Annotated in this window: 18 protein-coding genes; 10 read left to right on the top strand and 8 right to left on the bottom strand. The window is 64.7% G+C overall.

The features are described 5' to 3' along the window. Positions 1 to 7: 7 nt before the first annotated feature. Complete coding sequence (locus tag BRAS3843_RS01080; protein ID WP_008966826.1) at positions 8 to 1093, bottom strand: ABC transporter ATP-binding protein; 1086 nt, start codon at positions 1091 to 1093, stop codon at positions 8 to 10. Positions 1094 to 1235: 142 nt separating this feature from the next. Beyond that, a complete protein-coding gene (locus tag BRAS3843_RS01075) occupies positions 1236 to 2711 on the bottom strand; it encodes an amidase (protein WP_008966825.1) in 1476 nt (491 codons plus the stop codon). A 1017-nt stretch (positions 2712 to 3728) separates the two neighbouring features. Between BRAS3843_RS01075 and thrC the strand changes: the two genes are divergently transcribed. The 4 genes from thrC to BRAS3843_RS01055 all read left to right on the top strand — a co-directional run bounded on the left by thrC (position 3729) and on the right by BRAS3843_RS01055 (position 8006). Further along, complete coding sequence (gene thrC / locus BRAS3843_RS01070; RefSeq protein ID WP_035980502.1) at positions 3729 to 5144, top strand: threonine synthase; 1416 nt, start codon at positions 3729 to 3731, stop codon at positions 5142 to 5144. A 3-nt stretch (positions 5145 to 5147) separates the two neighbouring features. Further along, a complete protein-coding gene (locus BRAS3843_RS01065; protein ID WP_008966822.1) occupies positions 5148 to 6437 on the top strand; it encodes a pitrilysin family protein in 1290 nt (429 codons plus the stop codon). 101 nt (positions 6438 to 6538) lie between these two features. Next, positions 6539 to 7126: a GNAT family protein gene (locus tag BRAS3843_RS01060; RefSeq protein ID WP_008966821.1), complete on the top strand. Its 588-nt coding sequence runs from the start codon at positions 6539 to 6541 to the stop codon at positions 7124 to 7126. Positions 7127 to 7385: 259 nt separating this feature from the next. Further along, the gene (locus BRAS3843_RS01055) at positions 7386 to 8006 is read left to right on the top strand and encodes a hypothetical protein (protein WP_008966820.1); all 621 of its coding nucleotides are present in this window, start codon (positions 7386 to 7388) and stop codon (positions 8004 to 8006) included. A gap of 137 nt (positions 8007 to 8143) precedes the next feature. On the opposite strand, the gene BRAS3843_RS01050 is transcribed toward BRAS3843_RS01055, so the two are convergent. The 5 genes from BRAS3843_RS01050 to BRAS3843_RS01030 all read right to left on the bottom strand — a co-directional run bounded on the left by BRAS3843_RS01050 (position 8144) and on the right by BRAS3843_RS01030 (position 10693). Beyond that, entirely contained in the window at positions 8144 to 8635 is a 492-nt protein-coding gene (locus BRAS3843_RS01050; protein ID WP_008966819.1) for a F0F1 ATP synthase subunit B, read from the bottom strand. Next, entirely contained in the window at positions 8635 to 9204 is a 570-nt protein-coding gene (locus BRAS3843_RS01045; RefSeq protein ID WP_008966818.1) for a F0F1 ATP synthase subunit B', read from the bottom strand. The genes BRAS3843_RS01050 and BRAS3843_RS01045 overlap by 1 nt, the downstream gene beginning before the upstream one ends. Before the next feature lie 27 nt (positions 9205 to 9231). Next, positions 9232 to 9459 (bottom strand): F0F1 ATP synthase subunit C, encoded by a 228-nt coding sequence (locus BRAS3843_RS01040; protein ID WP_006615622.1) that lies wholly within the window; start codon positions 9457 to 9459, stop codon positions 9232 to 9234. A 40-nt stretch (positions 9460 to 9499) separates the two neighbouring features. After that, a complete protein-coding gene (locus tag BRAS3843_RS01035; protein WP_008966817.1) occupies positions 9500 to 10243 on the bottom strand; it encodes a F0F1 ATP synthase subunit A in 744 nt (247 codons plus the stop codon). Positions 10244 to 10315: 72 nt separating this feature from the next. Further along, positions 10316 to 10693: an AtpZ/AtpI family protein gene (locus BRAS3843_RS01030; RefSeq protein WP_008966816.1), complete on the bottom strand. Its 378-nt coding sequence runs from the start codon at positions 10691 to 10693 to the stop codon at positions 10316 to 10318. 390 nt (positions 10694 to 11083) lie between these two features. Here BRAS3843_RS01030 and BRAS3843_RS01025 point away from each other — a divergent pair, with 390 nt between their 5' ends. Together BRAS3843_RS01025 and BRAS3843_RS01020 are read left to right on the top strand one after the other, a co-directional pair. Then, positions 11084 to 11653, top strand: a complete 570-nt coding sequence (locus tag BRAS3843_RS01025; protein ID WP_008966815.1) for a hypothetical protein — start codon at positions 11084 to 11086, stop codon at positions 11651 to 11653. Between the two features lie 45 nt (positions 11654 to 11698). After that, positions 11699 to 12166, top strand: a complete 468-nt coding sequence (locus tag BRAS3843_RS01020; protein ID WP_008966814.1) for a secondary thiamine-phosphate synthase enzyme YjbQ — start codon at positions 11699 to 11701, stop codon at positions 12164 to 12166. Positions 12167 to 12249: 83 nt separating this feature from the next. Here BRAS3843_RS01020 and BRAS3843_RS01015 read toward each other — a convergent pair whose 3' ends face one another. Next, positions 12250 to 13875 carry an MFS transporter gene (locus tag BRAS3843_RS01015; RefSeq protein ID WP_244425087.1) on the bottom strand — a complete coding sequence of 542 codons (1626 nt, stop codon included), beginning with the start codon at positions 13873 to 13875 and terminating at the stop codon, positions 12250 to 12252. A 401-nt stretch (positions 13876 to 14276) separates the two neighbouring features. Here BRAS3843_RS01015 and BRAS3843_RS01010 point away from each other — a divergent pair, with 401 nt between their 5' ends. The 4 genes from BRAS3843_RS01010 to BRAS3843_RS01000 all read left to right on the top strand — a co-directional run bounded on the left by BRAS3843_RS01010 (position 14277) and on the right by BRAS3843_RS01000 (position 20113). Next, a complete protein-coding gene (locus tag BRAS3843_RS01010; RefSeq protein ID WP_035980500.1) occupies positions 14277 to 14951 on the top strand; it encodes a response regulator transcription factor in 675 nt (224 codons plus the stop codon). Between the two features lie 267 nt (positions 14952 to 15218). Continuing rightward, entirely contained in the window at positions 15219 to 15536 is a 318-nt protein-coding gene (locus tag BRAS3843_RS40415) for a hypothetical protein (RefSeq protein WP_210161385.1), read from the top strand. A 115-nt stretch (positions 15537 to 15651) separates the two neighbouring features. Beyond that, positions 15652 to 16878, top strand: coding sequence for an efflux RND transporter periplasmic adaptor subunit (locus tag BRAS3843_RS01005; protein ID WP_008966810.1), 1227 nt, complete (start codon positions 15652 to 15654; stop codon positions 16876 to 16878). A gap of 1 nt (position 16879) precedes the next feature. Beyond that, a complete protein-coding gene (locus BRAS3843_RS01000; RefSeq protein ID WP_008966809.1) occupies positions 16880 to 20113 on the top strand; it encodes a CusA/CzcA family heavy metal efflux RND transporter in 3234 nt (1077 codons plus the stop codon). The last annotated feature ends 5 nt before the right edge of the window (positions 20114 to 20118 follow it).

Below are 20118 nucleotides of genomic sequence, written 5' to 3'. Positions count from 1 at the left end.
CTCAACACTATTCCGGAAAGATGGTCGCAAGCCCCGGGCCGAGCGGCGCGATGCGCACCGTTGCGCCGGCGTCACGCAGCGATGTATCGCCGGTGCGGGCTTGCGAGATCTTGATGCTCTGGCCGTCGCGCATCCTGATCTCGTGAACCACGGTCGCGCCGAGCGGCAGTGCCATGCCGATCTCGCCGGCAAAGCCGCTCTCGTCGCTGACGAAGTGCAGGTGTTCGGGACGGAGGCAGACGACGACCTTGTCGGAAGCACGCAACGGCTTTGGCGCACGGCCGATGATCTCGCCGCCGGCTTCGAGCTGCACGCGCGCGCCGGTCGGGCCGGCTGCGATCACCGTGCCCTTCATCCGGTTCGCGGTGCCGACGAATGTGTTCACGAACAGAGTCTGCGGATTGTCGTAGATCTCCGATGGCGTGCCGAACTGTTCGAGCTGGCCGTGGCTGAGCACCGCGACGCGGTCGGCCATCGACAGCGCCTCTTCCTGGTCGTGGGTCACGATCAATGTCGTGATCCCGGCCATGCGCTGCAGCCGCTTGACCTCGATCTGCATGTCGAGCCGCAGGTTCTTGTCGAGCGCGGCGAAGGGCTCGTCGAGCAACAGGATCGACGGCTTGATGGCGAGCGCGCGCGCCAGCGCGACGCGCTGCTGCTGGCCGCCGGAGAGCTGGCGCGGCAGTCGCGCGCCTAACGCGCCGAGCTGCACCATCTCCAGCAGCCGCTGCGCCTCGCCGCGGCGCGTTGCCTTGTCGACGCCGCGCGCTGCGAGGCCATAGCCGACATTCTCTGATATCGTCAGATGCGGAAACAGCGCGTAGTTCTGGAACACGATGCCGACGGCGCGACGATTGGGCGGCAGCGCATCGACAACATCCTTGCCGATGATGACGCGGCCCTCGCTCTGGCCGATGAAGCCGGCAATGATGCGCAGCAGCGTGGTCTTGCCGCAGCCGGATGGCCCGAGCAGCGCGATGATCTCGCCGCCTTTCACATCGAGGTTGATATCAGACACCGCAAGCGTGCCGCCGGCGAAGCGGTGGGTGATCCGATCCAATACCAGCGACTTGGCCTCTGCTCCGCCCGCCATGTGCTTTGTCCCGCGCAACGGCGAGAAAAAAGCAAGAAGCGTGCCGCCTTTTCAGGCACCGCATGTTGCGCGTGTACAGGCCGATCTCGGTCGTTACGGCAATGCTCCGCCTGCAATCGCAGCGCTCGGGCGCGAGCCGCGCTCAGGCCTTGGTCACATGCACCGCCGGCGTCTCGCCGGCGTTCCACCGGCCGTAGATCGCGCGTTCGATCTGGGCGGCGAGCTGCAGCAGCAGCCCGTCATCGGCCTGCTTCGCGATGGCCTGAATGCCAAGCGGCAGCCCGTGCTCGTTTTTCGCCAGCGGCAGCGAGATCGCGGGAATGCCGCACAGATTGGCGAGCGGCGTGAAGGCAAAATTGCGCCAGAGATTGCCGAACCAGTCGAGCACATCGCGATTGTCGCTGATGGTGAGATATTCTGATGTGCCGATCTTCGGCGTCGGCAGCGCGGTGATCGGGGTCAGGATGATGTCCCAATCCTCGAAGAACGCGCCGAAGCCGCGCGACGTCGTATTGAACACCGCCTGCATCGCCGCCCGTTCGGCGAAGCTGGTATCCTTGCCCGCTTCCCAGATGCGGATGTTGACCGGTTCGATCAGCCCGGCCGGCGGACGCGTGAGCCCGCGCTGGCTGAGCAGATTGTTGATGACCATCGCAAAGTTCGAAATGTAGCAGGTGGTCTGCGCCGCGAAGGCGGCCGTATAATCGATCTGCGGCTGCGCATAGGCGACCTCATGGCCGAGGCTTTCCAGGAAGCGGCCGATGCGCTCAAGCTCGGAGATGATCTGCGGCGTCGCACGATAGTCGCCCCATTGGTGCGACAGCGCGATCTTCAGACGGGTAGGATCGCGCTTGATCTGCTCGACATACGGCTCCGGCGCGGTCCAATAGGGCATGAACTCGCCCGGCGCGCCGCCGCGGCAGGCATCGACGAAGGCGGCGGTGTCGCGCACGCTGCGCGACTGACAGCCCTGGATCGAGACCAGGCCGCTAAGATCGGACAGATGCGGCGCGATCGAGAACACGCCGCGCGAGACTTTCAATCCGATATTGCCGTTGACGCCCGCCGGGATGCGGATCGAGCCGCCGCCGTCGGTTGCATGCGCGATCGGCACGGCGCCGGCCGCCACCATCGCGGCACTGCCCGCCGACGAGCCGCAGGTGGTGTAGTCGGTATTCCAGGGATTGCGCGTGACGTAGACCGCGGGATTTTCCGCCGAACTGCAAACGCCGAATTCGGGTGTCGTGGTACGGCCGATCAGATTGAGCCCGGCCTTGCGCATCCTGGTGGTCAGGAAGGTGTCGGCACTGGCGCGATTGCCGCGCATCAGCAGCGAGCCCATCTCCTGCAGGCGCCCGGCCATGGTCGGTCCGAGATCCTTCATCAGGAACGGCAGGCCGCCAAACGGGCCGTCAAGATTGGCGCCGGCTTTTGCGGGATCAGCGAGCGCATCGTCGAACAGTTCGACCACGGCTGACAAAGCGGGATCGACCTTGGCGATGGCGGCGGCGGCCTGAGCAGCCAATTCTGTCGCGGTCAGCTCGCCGCTTTTCACGCGTGCTGCGAGCGCCACGCCGTCATGCCGGGCCCATTCCTCCCAGCTCATCGCCAAAGTCATACGTCGATCCCTCTCGAAGATGCGTGCACCCTGGAGTTCGCAACACGGCAAGTCAATCAACCGCGACAGCATGCGCCGCATACGAGGCGGACATGCCGCGCCGGCTGGTCCCGTTATGAGGAACCCGAGCATGCACACATGTCCCGATCAAGCGTATCGGAGGCTCGCGCGGCGAACTCGGTGTGCTCCCTCTCCCCCTTTTTCGGCGCCGCGACGAGCTTCGCTCGCGCTGAGAGGGTTGGGTTGAGGGGCAGCGAGGTGGTTTGCCCGACAGGCTGGTTCGCGTGCTTGTGCAGCGCGGTGCTGAGCTTTCGGTGTGCATGGTCGCGTGCGCGGAAAAACCGAATTCGTTCGTGGCTTCAATCCGATCACCCCTGTCCAGACCTCGCGCGAAAAATATTCCCGTTTCGCGTTTTCAGAATTTGTGGTCTGTTCGTCGCGTCCCGCCTCGATGAGAGGGGCGCTTCGCGATCGTCACGAGCGTTGGGTGCGGGATGCGATGGACGTGCAAGGCGCAACTGACGAGTGCGGCCGGCGCGGACGGTCAAGTCGCATGGTCCTGGCATCCCGGTGCTGATGCCGCGCGGCGCGCAAGCGTCGTCGCAGACGGGGGCAAGAAAGCCGGTCCCCGGGGAGAGTGCGAAGCAGCCGTAAACCGTCGCGCAGGGAAGGCCGGGTCATCTCGGCTGAACCTGTGGTTCCTGCCCCGTGCATTCTTGCTCGCACGGGGGCCATGGGAATCAGCCAAGGCCCGGTCTTCCCTGCGCCCTCCGCCGATGAGGGGGCGAACTCACCGATCATCGCTCGGGCATGACCTGCCGCGAGGGCGCTCTCGCCTGTGCTGGTCGCGCGCGTCATGCCCTGGATGTCATCCGGGCGCGACCATTCACTGCGGCAACAACCGGTTTCCCCCCGCTGGCAAAACCATTATGGTGCCGAACCATGTTGCCGCCGAGCGATTGTGATGTTTAATGATTTCAACGTTTTAGGGCGGTCGATGCGGGTCTGGAGAACGGTTTGACGCGCTATTTGTCGACACGGGGCGAAGCCCCCGTGCTTTCCTTCTGCGATGTAATGCTGACCGGGCTCGCCCGCGATGGCGGACTGTACGTGCCTGAGACCTGGCCGCAGCTCGCCCCGGAGACCATCGCCCAGTTCTTCGGCCGGCCCTATTGGGAGGTCGCGGTCGAGGTCATCAAGCCATTCGTCGCCGGCGAGATCTCCGATGCCGAGCTCGGGCGGATGGCCAATGAGGCCTATGCGACCTTCCGCCACCCGACCGTGGTGCCGCTCGACCAGGTCGCGCCCCACCAGTTCGTGCTGGAACTGTTCCATGGTCCGACGCTCGCCTTCAAGGATGTGGCCATGCAGCTGATCTCGCGGCTGATGGACCATGTGCTGGCCAAGCGCGGCGAGCGCACCACGATTGTGGTCGCCACCTCGGGCGATACCGGCGGCGCGGCGGTCGAGGCCTTTGCCGGCCGCGACAATGCCGACCTGATCGTGCTGTTCCCGCATGGCCGCATCTCCGAGGTGCAGCGGCGGATGATGACGACGACGGCTGCGGCCAACGTGCATCCGCTCGCGATCGAAGGCACCTTCGATGATTGCCAGGCGATCGTGAAGGGCCTGTTCAATCACCACAGCTTCCGCGACCAGGTCGCGCTGTCCGGCGTCAACTCGATCAACTGGGCGCGCGTGGTCGCGCAGGTGGTCTATTACTTCACCTCGGCGGTTGCGATCGGCGCGCCGGCGCGCCAGGTCGATTTCACCGTCCCGACCGGCAATTTCGGTGACATCTTTGCCGGCTACGTCGCCAAGCGCATGGGTCTGCCGATCCGCACGCTGCGTATCGCGGCCAACGTCAATGACATCCTGCCGCGCACCTTGAAAACCGGCATCTATGAGGTGCGCGAGGTGCACGCGACGACGTCGCCGTCGATGGACATCCAGATCTCCTCGAATTTCGAACGGCTGTTGTTCGAGGCAGGTGGTCGCGATGCCGCCGCCGTGCGGCGGCTGATGGACAGCCTGAAACAGTCCGGCCGCTTCGTGCTGCCGGATGCGATGCTGGCGTCGATTCGTGCCGATTTCGATGCCGGCCGTGCCGACGAGACCGAAACGGCGGCGGCGATCCGCGCCGCGTTCCGGGAGGCCGGTGATCTGGTCGATCCGCACACCGCCGTCGCGCTCGCGGTGGCCGACCGCGACAGCGCCGATACGTCGGTGCCGAACATCGTGCTGTCGACCGCGCACCCGGCCAAATTCCCGGATGCCGTGGAGACCGCCTGCGGGGTCCGGCCGCATCTGCCGGTCTGGCTCGAAGGGCTGATGACCAAGCGCGAGGATATCAGAATCATGCGCAACGATCAGGCCGAGATCGAGAAATTCATCCTCTCGGTGAGCCGAGCGGCAAAGCAAGGAGTCGCTTGAACCATGGCGATCGAAGTCACCAAGCTTCCCTCGGGTCTGACGGTCGTCACCGATACGATGCCGCATCTGGAAACTGCCGCGCTCGGCGTCTGGGCCGGTGTCGGCGGCCGCGACGAGAAGCCGGATGAGCACGGCATCTCGCATCTGCTCGAGCACATGGCCTTCAAGGGCACCACCACCCGCAGCGCGCGTGAGATCGTGGAGGCGATCGAGGCAGTCGGCGGCGATCTCAACGCCGGCACCTCGACCGAGACCACCGCCTATTACGCGCGGGTGATGAAGGCGGACGTGCCGCTTGCGCTCGACGTGCTCGCCGACATTCTCGCCAATCCGTCCTTCGTGCCGGAGGAGCTGGAACGCGAGAAGAACGTCATCGTGCAGGAGATCGGTGCCGCCCAGGACACGCCCGATGACGTCGTGTTCGAGCATCTGAACGAGCTTTGCTATCCGGACCAGCCGATGGGTCGTTCGCTGCTCGGCACCGCCAAGACCTTGAAGACCTTCGATCGCGACAAGCTGCGCAGCTATCTGGCGACGCATTATCACGGGCCCGACATGGTGGTGGCGGCGGCCGGTGCGGTCGACCACAAGCGGGTGGTCGAGGAGGTGACGCAGCGCTTCGCGAGCTTCAACGGGTCGCCCGCGCCGCAGCCGCAGCCGGCGAATTTCGGCGCGGGCGGCTCGCGCGTGGTGCATCGCGATCTCGAGCAGGCGCATCTGACGCTGGCGCTCGAAGGCGTGCCGCAGAACGACCCGTCGCTGTTCTCGCTGCAGGTGTTCACCAACATCCTCGGCGGCGGCATGTCGTCCCGGCTGTTCCAGGAAGTGCGCGAAAACCGCGGCCTCTGCTATTCGATCTACTCCTTCCACGCGCCCTATACCGACACGGGCTTCTTCGGGCTCTACACCGGCACGGACCCGGCCGACGCGCCTGAGATGATGGAGGTCGTGGTCGACATCATCGGCGACGCGGTGGAAACGCTGACCGAGGCCGAGGTTGCACGGGCGAAGGCGCAGATGAAGGCGGGGCTGCTGATGGCGCTGGAAAGCTGCAGCGCCCGTGCCGAGCAGCTCGCGCGCCATATTTTGGCCTATGGCCGGCCGCAGACCTTGCAGGAGATGGTGGCCAAGATCGATGCCGTCAGCGTCGAGAGCACGCGCGATGCAGCCCGCGCCTTGCTCACGCGCAGCCGGCCGGCCGTGGTCGCGCTCGGCAGCGGCCGGGGTCTGGACACGGCGGTCACTTTCGCCGAAGGTTTGAGCGGATCGAAATCGAAGGCGCAGCTGCACTGATGCGGCGCGCCTTCGCCGATGTCAGGCGCAATGACGGGCCGGGGGGCCCGTTGACGGCGCGGATGCGGCGACCACGTTGAAGCGCAGGGGGAGCATCACAGGTGGCCCTGTTTCGTTTGCCATCCAGCGGTCCGACCGCACTCGCCCCGCGCGGTGTCGGGCTGTTGCTGCGTGCGCCGCAGATGGCCGACTATGCGCAATGGGCGCATCTGCGCGACGTCAGTCGCGAGTATCTGACGCCCTGGGAGCCGATCTGGCCGTCCGACGATCTCACCCGCTCCGGCTTTCGGCGCAGGCTGCGGCGCTATGCCGAGGATATCGCCGCCGATCGGTCGTATCCGTTCATGGTGTTTCGCGAGGCCGATGGCGCCATGATCGGCGGCATCACGCTGGCCAATGTGCGCCGCGGCATTGTTCAGGCCGGCACGATCGGCTATTGGATGGGGCAGCCTTTCGCCCACCGCGGCTATATGACGGCGGCGCTGCGGCTGCTGCTGCCGACGCTGTTCGGCGAACTCAACCTGCACCGGGTCGAGGCCGCCTGCATCCCGACCAATGCGCCCTCGATCCGGGTGCTGGAGAAATGCGGCTTCACCCGCGAGGGGCTGGCCCGGCGCTATCTCTGCATCAACGGGGTCTGGCAGGATCATTACCTCTACGGCCTCCTGAACGAGGATTTTCGCGGCTAGAGCATGATCCGGAAAAGTGGAAACCGGTTTTCCGAAAAGATCATGCTCAATCAAGGAGATGAGATCATGATGCGGTTTCTTCCAATCGCATCATGATCTGGCCTGTCGTCGGTCGCAGCGGCGGCTACCGGTGAATTTTAGGTGAGAAATAGGTGCCTTGGCCTTGCCGCGATCGCGCTGTTAAAGCAAAGGCGGTGGCCGGGCGATGATGAGCCAGGGACATCAAATGCATGACTTCCGCGTAATCAGGTTTGCGACGTTGGCCGCTGCGGGGCTGGCGCTGGGTGCGGCTGGCTGGCCGCCGCCGGCGGCCGCGCAATCGCTGACCGATCGCTTCAAGAGCCTGTTTGGCGGCTCGAGCGACAAGCCGGCCGAGCAGACTGCGCCGGTCACCGCAGGTCCGCCGGTGGACCCGACGGAAGGGCTGAGCTGTCCGCCGGTCTCGATTCGGTCCGGTGCCTCGACTTACGCGGTGGCGGCGCCCGGCAAGCAGGCGGTCGGCAACGACGTGCGCTTCCAGGCAACCATCACCAAGACGGCGCGCGAGTGCTCGCTCAACGGCGGAGAGATCACGGCCAAGATCGGCATCCAGGGCCGCGTCATCGCCGGCGCCGCCGGCGCGCCGTCCACGGTGGAAATTCCGATGCGCATCGCGGTGGTCGAGGGCGGCGTCGGCGAGAAGGTGATTGCGACCAAGGCGTACCGCACCACCGTGCAGATGGCGGAGGACGGCAGCGTGCCGTTCAGCCTGGTGGCCGAGGACATGGTGTATCCGGTGCCGCCGCCAGGCAGCAACCCCGACAACTACATCTTCTATATCGGGTTTGATCCGCAGTCTCTGGCACCCGAGCCGAAGTCGCGTGGCAAGAAAAGGAAATGAGCGGCTGGCGGCGCTGAACGAGGCGGGGACAGGCGGTGCTTCTCGCACCTGACGCCGGACCAAACCAAGCTCAAACAAAAAAGCCGGCGCGATCGTCTCGCGCCGGCTTTCGAGGATTTGGATCGGCCGTGTATGGCTCAGTTCAGCTTCTGACGGACTTCCGTGATGCCCTTGGCGATCAGGTCATCGGCGAGATCGCCCTTGACCGACTTCGACAGCACGGTCGCGGCGGCCTGGACCGCGGCATCGGCTGCAGCAGCCCGAACGTCCGCAAGCGCCTGAGCCTCGGCGAGCGCGATCTTGCTCTCGGCGGCCTTGGTGCGGCGGGCGACGAAGTCTTCCATCTTGGCCTTGGCATCCGCGGCGATGCGCTCGGCTTCCGCCTTGGCGCTGGTCACGATGTCTTCGGCCTCGCGTTCGGCGCTGGCGCGGCGGGTCTTGTATTCCGCCAGCACCTTCGCCGCCTCTTCCTTGAGGCGCTTGGCCTCGTCCAGCTCGGATCTGATGCGCTCGGCACGATGATCGAGCGCGCCCAAGAACATGCGGTGGACGCCGAGATAGCCGAACAGCCCTATCAGGATGATGAAGGCGATCGCGACCCAGGTTTCGGGATCAGCGAGCAGATGCATCAGGCCGCTCCCTTCAAGGACGCATCCACGGCGGCCTGGACGGACTTGCCGTTTGCGGCCTTGCCGGTGAGCTGTTGCACGATCGCACCGGCCGCATCCGCGGCGATGGTGCGGACGTTGCTCATTGCGGCGGTACGGGTCGTCGCAATGGACTTTTCGGCGGCGTCGAGCTTGGCCGCAAGACTGTCTTCCAGGCTCTTGCGTTCCGCATCCGAGGCGGCCGTGAGCTTCTCGCGGGCCTCGGCGCCGATCGCCTGGGCACGCGTCCGGGCTGCCGCGAGCTCGCTCTCATATGCTTTCAGCGCGGCTTCCGAGTCGTCCTTCAGCCGCTGCGCCTCGGCAAGATCGTTCTCGATCGCCTTTTGGCGGGCGTCGATGACGCCGCCCACCTTCGGCAACGCGAGACGTGACACGATCACGTATAGCGCGACGAAGGCGATCAGCAGCGAAACGAGCTGGGAGGGGAAGGTTCCCGTCTGGAACGGAGGGAAACCATGCCCGCCCTCGGCCTCGGTATGTGCCGTCGTGCCGTGGGCAGCCTCTTGGGGCCCGCCATGACTTTCAGCCACGGGCTTCTCCTGTCGGCTCGGGCCGTCTTAGACGGCGTACAGCAGCAGCAGCGCGATCAGCAGCGAGAAGATGCCGAGCGCTTCGGTCACCGCGAAGCCGAAGATCAGGTTGCCGAACTGGCCCTGAGCCGCGGACGGATTGCGCAACGCCGCAGAGAGATAGTTGCCGAAGATGATGCCGATGCCGGCGCCCGCGCCACCCATGCCGATGCAGGCAATGCCTGCGCCAATGTACTTCGCTGCGACCGGATCCATGAAACGAACTCCTTTGAGGGGTTTGGTAAGAGGGGCCGGATCAGTGGCCCGGATGGATAGCATCGTTGAGATAGATGCAGGTGAGGATGGTGAAGACGTAGGCTTGCAGGAACGCGACCATCAGCTCGAGCGCGGTCAGGGCAACGGTCAGTCCAAGCGGCAGCAGTGCGCCGACCTTGCCGACGAAACCGAGCGCGCCAAGCATGGTGACGAAGCTGGCGAAGACCTTCAGCGTGACGTGGCCGGCCAGCATGTTGGCGAACAGACGGACGCTGTGCGAGATCGGGCGGGAGAAGAAGGAGATGATTTCGATCAGCACCACCAGCGGCAGGATCACCACCGGAATGCCGGAGGGCACGAACAGCTTAAAGAACTTCAGGCCGTTCTTGTAGAAGCCGTAAAGAATGACCGTCAGGAACACCAGGATCGCCAGGGCGAAAGTGACGATGATGTGGCTGGAGACGGTGAAGGTGTAGGGAATGATGCCGACGATGTTCGAGACGAAGATGAACATGAACAGCGAGAACACCAGCGGGAAGAACTTCATGCCCTCGGCGCCGGCACTGGTTCTGATGGTGTTGGCGACGAACTCGTAGGACAGCTCCACCACCGACTGGAAGCGGCCCGGCACCAGCTGGCGGCCTGCGCCCAGCGTCATGATGGCGATGACCGCCACCGCGAGCAGCATGTAGGCGGTCGAATTGGTGAACGCGATCTCCTGATTGCCGATATGGCCGATCGTGAAGATCTTGGTGAGGTCGAATTGTTCGATCGGATCGATCATCCGCGCGGCGTCTCATTGTTCACCGGCCACGCCGGCGCCTTGGGCAAATCACTCGATGGCTTCCGCGTGGCCTTATCGGCGGGTTTGGTCCGGAGCCACGCCTGCAGATCTCACCACGTTCAACACGCCGGCGGCGAAGCCGAGCAGGAAAAACACGATAAAACCGAAGGGCGATGTCGACAGCAACCGGTCGAAGCCCCAGCCGAGCACCGCACCGACAACGACGCCGGCGATCAACTCGGAAGACAACCGAAGACCTCGCGCCATCGCCGAAGCCCTGGCCGCGGTATCCCCGATTCCGTCTCCCGGTTGGTCAGTCCCGACCCTGCGGCTGTCGCGAAATTCGGACAACCGCTGATCCAGACTTCCGAGCCTTGCGGAAAGCGCAGCCTCATCGGGCGACTTCTCGCGATCCCCGTGTCCGCCGCTCTCGTTGGTGCCTTCCGCCATGATGTGGAGACCCGACAAGCTGCCGCGGGTTTTAAGGAATTGCGCCCCATCGCCCTTTAAAGCCGCGCGGACCATACTGACCGCATCCTGCCAAGTCAAGATTGCGTGTGGATGCGTTAGCTCCCTGATTTTACTCATTTTCTTGAGCTTGCGCCAGATCAGTCGGCGTCTGTCACCGCGCTGCATCAACAGCGTTTCGCCGTGATGCCTGCGTGGACCAACTGCTTCGAGACTCGTGTTGATTTCCAGCGGCCTTGTTCCTACGTCCAGATGCAGCGAAGTGAGGCGCAATGTCGCGGTGTATGAGTTCCTTTTTGGAAAGCCCGAGCCCGACACAATTTCTGCGTTCGCACACTTTATCCCGGCCGCTTCACAAAGGCGGAGGTCAGCATGACCCTCATGACGTCGTCTCTGCGCAACCTTACCGCGTCGTTGATCGCCGCCGTCTGCCTGTCCGGACCTCTGAGCGCGGCCGAAGAGGCGGCGCCTGAGACTGAGAACGGCCGCTACACCATGTCGCCCACGGCCGATGGCGTGGTCCGGCTCGATACGCGCACCGGCGCGATCTCCACCTGCAACAACAGTGCGGGCGCCGGCTGGTCCTGCTACGCCGTGCCGGACGAGCGCGCGGCAATGGATACCGAGATCGGTCGTCTTCAGGCGGAGAACGAACGGTTGAAAGGCCAGTTGGCCGCGCGTGACCAGACCGTCACCGGCAAGATCGACGAACCGCTGCCGAAGGATCAGGCGCTGCCGAAATCCGATCAGTTGAAGAGAGCCGAGCCGAAGCCGGGTGCCAATCCCCCTGATCCCAGATCCGCCGACGGTTCGCGCAAGCTCGAGATTCCGCTGCCGAGCGACCAGGACATGGATCGGGCGATGGCCTTCCTGGAGCAGGCCTGGCGCCGGCTGATCGAGATGGCGATGCGGGTGCAGAAGGACGTTTCGGGCAAGATCTGAAAGCCCCTCGTCTGCTTGGATCATGCCCTTGTGAGCAAGTTGCCGATGCCACTCAGATCATTGTCCCGAAGCGCGCCGTCGACCGTCACCGTGAATACGGTGACGACGTCACTCCTGACCGTTCAGACCACCGGCCGTGGCTTTACCGATCTCACCGACAAGGTCGCGTCGTTCTTGCGCGACACCGGCGCCAAGGAGGGCGCGGTGACCGCGTTCGTCCGGCATACGTCGGCCTCGCTGACCATTCAGGAGAATGCCGATCCGTCCGTCCTGGAGGATCTCACCACGGCGCTGTCGCGGCTGGCGCCGGAGAATGCCGGCTGGGCCCACGACACCGAGGGGCCCGATGACATGCCGGCGCACATCAAGACGATGTTGAGCGGGACCTCGCTGCAGATTCCGGTCGCGGGTGGCGAGATGCTGCTCGGCACCTGGCAGGCGATCTACCTGATCGAGCATCGCGCCCGGCCGCACCGGCGCGAGGTCGTGCTGCAATTCATCGGCGCCGTCTGATCGAGCGCTCCAAAACAAAACGGCCGCGGAATGATCCGCGGCCGTTTGCCTGGGTGGTATCGATCCGCCGGATAAACAGGAGATCAGGTCGAGCGGATGTCGACGTCCTTGGTCTCCGGCAGGAAGATGAAGCCCACAACTGCCGTGATCAGCGCAAACACGATCGGGTACCAGAGGCCGGCATAGATATCGCCGGTCGAGGCCACGATCGCGAACGCGGTCGCGGGCAGCAGGCCGCCGAACCAGCCGTTGCCGATGTGATAGGGCAGCGACATCGAGGTGTAGCGGATCTTGGTCGGGAACAGCTCGACCAGCATCGCTGCGATCGGGCCATAGACCATGGTCACGAAGATCACGAGGATAAACAGGAGCCCGATGATCGCCGCCACCTGCGGACGGAAGATGTCGAACGGATGCGCCATCTTCACGATCGCCGGGTTGCCCGCCTTCGGGTAGCCGGCCTCCGCGATCGCCGCGGTCAGCGCCGGGTTGCCGCTCTTGGCGTCAGTGTAGGGCACTTCCTTGCCGTTGAAGGTCACCTTCACGCCGGAGCCGGCCGGGCCCGGTACGGTCGAGTACTTGACCGACGACTGGGCGAGGAAGGCGCGGGCGGTGTCGCAGGCGGCGGTGAAGACCCGGGTGCCGACCGGGTTGAACAGGTCGCCGCAGCCAGCGGGATCCGCCACGACCTCGACCTTGGTCGCTTCGATCGCCTTCTCCAGCGCCGGGTTGGCGTTGGTGGTGATCATCTTGAAGATCGGGAAGAAGGTCAGCGCCGCGATCAGGCAACCGCCCATGATGATCGGCTTGCGGCCGATCTTGTCGGAGAGGATGCCGAAAACCACGAAGAAGCCGGTGCCGAGCAGCAGCGACCAGGCGATCAGGAGGTTGGCGGTATAGCCGTCGACCTTCAGGATCGATTGCAGGAAGAACAGTGCATAGAACTGGCCCGTGTACCAGACCACGCCCTGGCCCATGGTGCCGCCGATCAGGGCGAGCAGCACGATCTTGGCGTTGCTCCAGTTGGCGAAAGCTTCCGTCAGCGGCGCCTTCGAGCTCTTGCCCTCATCCTTCATCTTCTGGAACACCGGCGACTCATTGAGCCGCAGACGGATCCAGACCGAGACGCCGAGCAGCAGCACCGAGACCAGGAACGGGATGCGCCAGGCCCATTGCGCGAACGCCTCTTCACCGGTCAGCGTGCGCGTGAACAGGATCACCAGCAGCGACAGGAACAGTCCCAGCGTCGCGGTGGTCTGGATGAAGGACGTGTAATAGCCGCGCTTGCCGTCCGGCGCGTGCTCGGCGACATAGGTCGCAGCACCGCCATATTCGCCGCCGAGCGCAAGGCCCTGCAGCAGCCGCAGGCCGATCAGGATCACCGGGGCCGCGAAGCCGATTGTTGCGGCGCTCGGCAGCAGGCCGACGATGAAGGTCGACAGACCCATGATCAGGATGGTGACGAGGAAGGTGTATTTGCGGCCGACGATGTCACCGATGCGGCCGAACACGATGGCGCCGAACGGGCGCACTAGGAAGCCGGCGGCGAAGGCGAGCAGCGCGAAGATGTCGCGCGTGGCCGGCGGATAGGCGCTGAAGAACTGGGCGCCGATGATCGAGGCCAGCGACCCGTAGAGGTAGAAGTCATACCACTCGAAGACGGTCCCGAGGGACGACGCCAGAATGACGAAGCGCTCGTCGCTCGTCATCCCTCGTGCTCGCGCTTGTGTGGCTACTATTGTTGACATCGGCATTCGCTCCCCAGATCGTTGGTTACTTTCGCTTCGCCCGAAACGCCGGGCCGCATGCGGCCGCGCGCGAAGGACATTGCCGCCTAAGTAACATCGCAGTGAAACCGGCCCCAATACGACTTTCGGCCCTGGCCGGCCGTGGCGTACAAAACATGGGGACATTGCGGCGGATCAAGATTGGCTGGCGGCGCTACGCTATCGATGCTGCGTCGCACAAGGGGCGGATTAACCGCCTTTTCTGCGTGTGGAATTGGGTGCTTGCATGCGACCATCGGTCGGGTGTGTATTTCCAGGACGGCTTGCGATCGTCGGGATCGGCGCATCGCCAGCTCTTTGAGAGGCTTGCAAGATTTCAAAATATGGCGGCTGCCAGCACCCATCTCGTCATCGCCGATGATCACCCGCTGTTCCGCAATGCGCTGCGGCAGGCAGTTGCAAGCGTGGTCAGCGACGCCGTCGTCGAGGAGGCCGGCTCGTTTGAGGATCTGACGGCGCTTCTGGAGCGGGATTCCGAAGTCGACCTGATCCTGCTCGATCTGACCATGCCCGGTATTTCGGGGTTTTCCGGCCTGATCTATCTGCGGGCGCAATATCCGGCGATTCCGGTGGTGATCGTCTCCGCCAGCGACGATGGCGCCACGATCCGCCGTTCGCTCGACTTCGGCGCCTCAGGTTTCATCCCGAAGCGGTTCGGCGTCGACGCGCTGCGCGATGCGCTGGTCAAGGTGATGGCAGGCGACGTCTGGGTGCCGCCCGACACCGATCTGTCGGCGCCAGCCGACCCGGACGTGACGAAATTGCGCGATCGCCTCGTGACCCTGACGCCACAGCAGGTGCGGGTCCTGATGATGCTGTCGCAAGGGCTGCTTAACAAGCAGATCGCCTATGAGCTCGGCGTCTCCGAGGCGACCATCAAGGCGCATGTCTCGGCAATCCTGCAGAAGCTCGGGGTCGAAAGCCGCACCCAGGCCGTGATCGCCGCGGCGAAGATCGCAGGCAGTGCCTGGCGGCAGGATGCACCGACGGGGAAGTGACGCGCTGTTCGACCGTTGACTCAAGCTGCCGCGATCCTGCGCTTGAAGCGCCGACATTTGGTTGTGGCCAAGTATTTCGGTTTAGCAGGATGCTTGCGGCCGCCTTTCCAGAAGCCTCCTGCGGGTGGTCTCTCATGACGAGGGCTGTGCCCCCCGAAAGATGGAACCGGCGCGTGATCCGCCAAGCTTGTCTTGATGGAGTGGGATTGTTACTTACGTGCAATGGCAGCGAGTTCCACACCTTGGCCAAAGCAGAGCCTGCGCAGCTTGCTCGCGGCGCTGATCTCGCTCGCCTTGGTGATGTCATTCTTCCATGGCTGGAGCCACGACGGCGAAGTTGCCGCGGCGACCGTCGTCTCCACGCCCGCGACCTGCAGCACACCCGCTACCTGCAACCCCTTGGGCAAGATTCACGCTGACGGCGGTGTCCCCCAGGGCGACCACTGCCTTTCTCACGTCATGTCCGTCGCGCCGCAGGAAGATGCCGTCGCCATAGCCTACGTCACCTGCATTCATCGCCTGGCCGCAGTGTCCTCGCCCAAGGCAACCGATCCCGCTTCTCCCTTCAAGCCACCCCGCGCCTGATCCGGCTCTCTTGGCCCCGGTGCGCTCGCTGCATTCACGCGGCGGGCACTCTCACCTTTGATCGATCAGGCATGCGCGCAGGCCCAAGCGGCCGACGCCGGCCGGAAAGGCGCAGATGAAGCGGATATTTGTCTTTGTTGCCGGCGCAGCGGCCGGCATTGCGGCGCTCGTTGGAGTGGCTGCACTCACGGGATGGCCGGCAGCGTTGATGGCCGACCACGAACATGTCGAGGCGGCGCGTACCGAATCGCACGCCGAAGACCATGGAAACGGCCCGCGCCGCCTTGACCTTGACGAGCCGCAGATCCGCGAGGGCGGAATCACGCTGGCGCAAGCTCAGGGCGGCACGTTGCGGCGCCACTTCCTTGCACCGGGCTCGCTGATCCCCGATGCCGACCACGTCGCGCGCGTTTCCGTTCGCGTGCTCGCCACCGTTGCCGAGCTGCGGAAGAAGCTGGGGGACAGCGTCGAACAAGGCGAGATCGTCGCCGCGATAGAGAGCCGGGACGTGGCGGAAGCCAAGAGCGAATATCTCGGTGCGCGCGTCACCAATGAGCTCAGGCAGACGCTGCTCAGCCGTCAAAGACCCCTGATCGAGAGCCACGCCGTCTCCGAAAACGAATTCCTGCGCACCCAGAACACCGCGAACGAAGCCCAGATCAGGCTCGACAGCGCGCGCCAGAAGCTGTTTGCGCTCGGACTATCGGAAAGCGAAATCGCCGATCTGCCGAACCAGCCGCCGGCAACGCTTCGCAAGCAGTTTTTGCGCGCGCCCATCTCGGGGCGCATTTCCGAGCGGCGCGTCGATTTGGGCGGCCTGATTGGCCGCGAAGGTCAGGAGAGCGAGCTTTTCGTCATCGTCAATCTCGACGACGTCTGGGTCGACCTCGCCGTCTCTCCGGAAGACATCGCTGCGGTGCGCGAGGGCGGCTCCGTGAGCATTCGCGCCATCGGTATCGACGAGGAGGTCAGCGCGAAGATCATCTTCGTCAGTCCCTTGCTGGACCGCGAGACGCGCAATGCACGTGTCATCGCGAGCCTGCCCAATCCGGACCATCGCTGGAGGCCCGGCACCTTCGTGACCGCGGAAATCCCGCTCGGTGATGCGCCATCCAGGGTCATCGTGCCCCGCGGCGCGCTGCAAACGATCAAGGGCACGCACGTGCTGTTCGTGCGCGATGCGAACGGCTTTGAAGCGCGTCAGGTGCGTACCGGACGCGAGGATGATGACAACGTCGAGATCGTCAGTGGGCTTGCGCCCGACGAGACGATCGCGGTCGCCAATACCTTCATCCTCAGGGCCGAGCTGGAAAAGGCCGACGCAGCGGGTGACGAGCACTGACATGATCGAAGCCATCATCGACCTCGCGATCCGCCGGCGCTGGATCGTCGTCACGCTGGCCGTCATCGCCGCCGCGGCCGGCATCTTCGCCATGACGAAACTGCCGATCGACGCCGTGCCCGACATCACCAACAAGCAGGTGCAGATCAATACGATCGCGCCGGCGCTGTCGCCCACCGAGATCGAGAAGCAGGTCACGTTTCCGATCGAGACGGCGCTCGCCGGGGCACCCGGTCTGGAAAGCACGCGCTCGCTGTCGCGCAACGGGTTTTCGCAGGTCACGGCGGTCTTCACCGAGCGGACCGACATCTATTTCGCGCGTCAGCAGATCGGCGAGCGCCTGAATGAAATCCGTGGCCGGCTGCCGCAGGGGATCGAACCGAGGATCGGGCCGATCTCGACCGGCCTTGGCGAGATCACCATGTGGACGGTGCACTTCTCCGCCCAGCCGGCAGAGCGTGACGGCATGCCCGGCCTGCAGCGCGATGGCCACTTTCTCACCCCCGATGGGGAGCTGCTCGACAGCGAGGTCGAGAAGAATGCGTATCTGCGCACGGTCCAGGACTGGATCGTCAAGCCGCAGATCAAGCAGGTCCCGGGGGTCGCCGGCGTCGACGCAATTGGTGGCTTTCTCAAGCAGTACCAGGTCAACCCGGATGCGGCAAAGCTGATCGCGCTCGGGCTGACATTCTCGGATGTCGCGAAGGCGATCGAGGCGAACAATGTCAGTCGCGGCGCGCGCTACATCGAGCGCAACGGCGAGGGCATCGTGGTTCGCTCCGGCGGCCGGCTGGAAAATATCGACGAGCTCGGCGCCGTCGTCGTCACCACGCGCGGCGGCGTTCCAGTGCGCGTGCACGATCTCGCCACGGTCTACATCGGCGGGGAGACCCGCACCGGCAGTGCGAGCGAGAACGGCCGCGAAGTCGTGGTCGGCACCGCGCTGATGCTGATCGGCGCCAACAGCCGGACGGTCTCGTCGGCCGTCGATGCCAGGTTGCGCACCATCGCGCCGACCCTGCCGCCGGGTGTCGAGATCTCCACCGTGCTCGACCGCACCACGCTCGTCGACGCCACCATCGGCACGGTTGCGAAGAACCTGACCGAGGGGGCCCTTCTCGTGATCGCGGTGCTGTTCATCCTGCTCGGCAATTTCCGCGCCGCGCTGATTACCGCGCTCGTCATTCCGCTGTCCGTGCTGATGACCGCGGTCGGTATGTGGCAGGGTCGCATCAGCGCCAATCTGATGAGCCTTGGCGCCCTCGACTTCGGCCTGATTGTTGACGGCGCCGTCATCATCACCGAGAACAGCCTTCGCCATCTTGCCGAGAGACAGCGCGAACTCGGCCGGCTGCTGACGCGTGACGAGCGGCTTGCCAGCATACGGGCCTCTGCAGCCGAGATGGTGAGGCCGAGTCTCTACGGACAGGCGATCATCCTCCTCGTCTATGTGCCGTTGCTCTCCTTCACCGGCGTCGAAGGCAAGATGTTCGAGCCGATGGCCCTGACGGTGATCCTGGCGCTCGCCGCCGCCTTCGTGCTGTCGCTGACGCTCGTTCCGGCCCTGATCGCCATTAGTCTTCGTGGTCCCGTGCAGGAAAGCGACAACCGTTTCGTCGCCGCCGCCAAGCGTGCCTACCGCCCGTTATTGCGGTTCGTCACCGCCGCTCCGCTGCCGGTGGTTTCGGCTGCCTTCGTGCTGTTTGCGGTGGCCCTGTTCGGCTTCACCAGGCTCGGCCAGGAGTTCATTCCATCGCTCGACGAGAAGAACATCGCCATGCATGCCATCCGAATTCCGGCTGCCGGGCTCAGTCAGTCCCAGGCGATGCAGCTGGCGGTGGAAAAGTCGGTCAGCCGGTTTCCACAGGTCGCTTTCGTCTTCTCCAAGACCGGCACCGCCGACCTCGCCAGCGATCCCATGCCGCCGAATGCTTCCGACACCTTCATCATCCTGAAGCCGAAACAGGCCTGGCCCGACCCGTCACTGACGAAGGACGAGCTGATCGAACAGATTTCGCAGGCCGTCAGCCGGCTGCCGGGCAACGCCTATGAGTTTACCCAGCCGATCCAGATGCGCTTCAACGAGTTGCTGGCCGGTGTGCGCGGCGATATCGCTGTGAAGGTGTTCGGCGACGAGTTCGAGCCGATGCTGCGGGCTGCGGACGAGATCGCAGCCAGCCTGCGCGCCGTGCGCGGCGCCGAGGATGTCAAGGTCGAGCAGGCCTCGGGTTTGCCCGTGCTGGAGATCAAGGTCGACAAGGCTGCGATTGCGCGGCGCGGCCTCAGCGTCTCGGCGGTGCATGACGTCATCGGGGCGGCGGTCGGCGGCCAGGAGGCTGGGGTGATCTTCGAGGGCGACCGCAGCTTCGAAATCATCGTGCGCTTGCCGGAGAGCGTCCGCGCCGATCTGGAAGCCCTGAGCAACCTGCCCGTGGCGCTGCCCAAGGCGACGCCCGCTTCGCCCGTGCAAAGCCTGCCTCTCAATCGCGTCGCAAGATTTTCCTTCGCGGAAGGCCCCAACCAGATCAGCCGCGAGAACGGCAAGCGCCGCATCGTCGTGACCGCAAATGTCCGCGGCCGCGATCTCGGCTCCGTCGTGGAGGAGGCCAGGCAGCGGATCGCCAGTCGTGTGAAGCTGCCTGCCGGCTATTGGATCAGCTGGGGCGGCCAGTCCGAAAATCTCGACGCGGCGAGGACACGTCTTGCCATCGTCGTGCCGGCCTGCTTCGTCATGATCTTTCTGCTGTTGTTCAGCGCCATGGGCTCGGTGCGAGAGGCGCTGCTGGTGTTCAGTGCGGTGCCGCTCGCGCTCACCGGCGGCGTCTTTGCGCTGTGGTTGCGCGGCATGCCGTTCTCCATACCGGCCGCGGTCGGCTTCATTGCCTTGTCAGGCGTCGCAGTGCTCAACGGCCTCGTGATGCTGAGCTACATACGCCAGCTCCGCGATCGCGGCCTGCCGATTGAGCAGGCCATTGAAGAGGGCGCGTTGACGCGCTTCCGGCCGGTCATCATGACGGCGCTTGTTGCTTCCCTGGGCTTCCTGCCGATGGCTTTCGCGACCGGCACCGGTGCCGAAGTGCAGAAGCCGCTTGCGACCGTCGTCATTGGCGGCCTGATCAGCGCCACGCTGCTGACGCTCGCGGTGCTGCCGGCGCTGTATGCCCGGTATGGCAAGGCGGCAGATGCAGCTGCTGCGGCAGGCACTGCGAAAGTTGTCTCAGGTACGACAACGTGAGATGC

This window comes from Bradyrhizobium sp. STM 3843 (assembly GCF_000239815.1).
Classification (GTDB): Bacteria; Pseudomonadota; Alphaproteobacteria; order Rhizobiales; family Xanthobacteraceae; genus Bradyrhizobium.
The sequence above is the reverse complement of the archived record's forward strand: the minus strand, read 5'-3'. Positions and strand labels throughout refer to the sequence as shown.